At 57.4% G+C, this 2,601-nt stretch carries 2 rRNA genes; both read right to left on the bottom strand.

The features are described 5' to 3' along the window. A 23S ribosomal RNA gene (locus ACYVIH_RS22685) occupies positions 1-911 on the bottom strand; the annotation flags it as partial. 454 nt (positions 912-1,365) lie between these two features. Next, a 16S ribosomal RNA gene (locus ACYVIH_RS22680) occupies positions 1,366-2,601 on the bottom strand; the annotation flags it as partial.

The raw sequence follows: 2,601 nt of genomic DNA, 5'->3' as shown, positions 1-2,601 counted from the left end.
ATTTCGGGGAGAACCAGCTATCACGGAGTTTGATTGGCCTTTCACCCCTATCCACAGGTCATCCCCCAGGTTTTCAACCCTGGTGGGTTCGGTCCTCCACGCCGTCTTACCGGCGCTTCAACCTGCCCATGGATAGATCACTCCGCTTCGGGTCTAGATCATGCGACTAAAACGCCCTATTCGGACTCGCTTTCGCTACGGCTCCCCCACACGGGTTAACCTCGCCACATAACACTAACTCGCAGGCTCATTCTTCAAAAGGCACGCCGTCACAGTTACAAGTAACTGCTCCGACGGATTGTATGCACATGGTTTCAGGTACTATTTCACTCCCCGCCAGGGGTACTTTTCACCTTTCCCTCACGGTACTTGTCCGCTATCGGTCACCAAGGAGTATTTAGGCTTAACGGGTGGTCCCGCCAGATTCACACGGAATTTCAGGGGTTCCGTGTTACTTGGGGTAACGCTCCAGAGCCACCAGCTTACGTCTACGGGGGTATCACCCTCTACGCCCAGGCTTTCCAACCTGCTTCGACTTCACTGATGGTTTATGACTCTGCGTCGGCGCGGCAGCACCGACCGAACGGCCCCACAACCCCCACTCCGCAACGCCTGCCGGCTATCACACGAAGTAGGTTTGGCCTCTTCCGCTTTCGCTCGCCACTACTCACGGAATCACTGTTGTTTTCTCTTCCTGTGGGTACTGAGATGTTTCACTTCCCCACGTTCCCTCCAACTGCGCTATGTGTTCACGCAGAGGTAACTGGACATGACTCCAGCTGGGTTTCCCCATTCGGACATCCCCGGATCACAGCTCGGTTGCCAACTCCCCGGGGCTTATCGCAGGCTCCTACGTCCTTCATCGGCTCTTGGTGCCAAGGCATCCACCATGTGCACTTAGTAGCTTGTCATTACTACAAAGATGCTCGCGTCCACTGTGTAGTTCTCAAACAACGACCGGGAAAACCATCCGCATCTTGCGCCTACCCCCACCAGCCAGCAGCCACAGCCACCCACCAGCGGGAACGGTTCACAAGACGAACAGCCCCGAAGAGAAGACCTCCAACCCCACACCACACCCACCACCCCTACAGGCAGTGCAGCGCAGCATGCGCGGCTGATCCCTCAGGACCCAACAGTGTGCCCACCACCCACCAGCTCAGCCACCGAGGTTCCACACCCCACACCAACCACCCCCCACAGGGAGCAACCAGCGCCAGGCAGTACTGACAGCAGCCATCACCAGAAGATGATGAATAGTCGACGTTCCACTAACTGAGCATCCGCTGCCGCAACACACACGGTCACGAAACAGACAGACATGGACCCCACACCCAACCGGGCGTGAAGCCAAATGCTCCTTAGAAAGGAGGTGATCCAGCCGCACCTTCCGGTACGGCTACCTTGTTACGACTTCGTCCCAATCGCCAGCCCCACCTTCGACGGCTCCCTCCCACAAGGGGTTGGGCCACCGGCTTCGGGTGTTGCCGACTTTCGTGACGTGACGGGCGGTGTGTACAAGGCCCGGGAACGTATTCACCGCAGCGTTGCTGATCTGCGATTACTAGCGACTCCGACTTCATGGGGTCGAGTTGCAGACCCCAATCCGAACTGAGACCGGCTTTTTGGGATTCGCTCCACCTTACAGCTTCGCAGCCCTTTGTACCGGCCATTGTAGCATGCGTGAAGCCCTGGACATAAGGGGCATGATGACTTGACGTCATCCCCACCTTCCTCCGAGTTGACCCCGGCAGTCTCTTATGAGTCCCCACCATAACGTGCTGGCAACATAAGACGAGGGTTGCGCTCGTTGCGGGACTTAACCCAACATCTCACGACACGAGCTGACGACAGCCATGCACCACCTGTATAGAGCCCTTACGGACCCCCCATCTCTGGAGGATTTCTCTATATGTCAAACCCAGGTAAGGTTCTTCGCGTTGCATCGAATTAATCCGCATGCTCCGCCGCTTGTGCGGGCCCCCGTCAATTCCTTTGAGTTTTAGCCTTGCGGCCGTACTCCCCAGGCGGGGCGCTTAATGCGTTAGCTGCGGCACGGAACTCGTGGAATGAGTCCCACACCTAGCGCCCAACGTTTACGGTGTGGACTACCAGGGTATCTAATCCTGTTCGCTCCCCACACTTTCGCTCCTCAGCGTCAGGTAATGCCCAGAGAACCGCCTTCGCCACCGGTGTTCCTCCTGATATCTGCGCATTTCACCGCTACACCAGGAATTCCGTTCTCCCCTGCATACCTCTAGTCTGCCCGTATCGGAAGCAGGCTCGGAGTTAAGCCCCGAGTTTTCACTCCCGACGCGACAAACCGCCTACGAGCCCTTTACGCCCAATAATTCCGGACAACGCTCGCACCCTACGTATTACCGCGGCTGCTGGCACGTAGTTGGCCGGTGCTTCTTCTGTAGGTACCGTCACGTTAGCTTCGTCCCTACTGAAAGAGGTTTACAACCCGAAGGCCGTCATCCCTCACGCGGCGTTGCTGGATCAGGCTTTCGCCCATTGTCCAATATTCCCCACTGCTGCCTCCCGTAGGAGTCTGGGCCGTGTCTCAGTCCCAGTGTGGCCGGTCACCCTCTCAGGCCG

The sequence above is a fragment of the Nocardioides pakistanensis genome, assembly GCF_054781215.1.
This window is presented reverse-complemented; position numbering and strand designations above follow the sequence as displayed.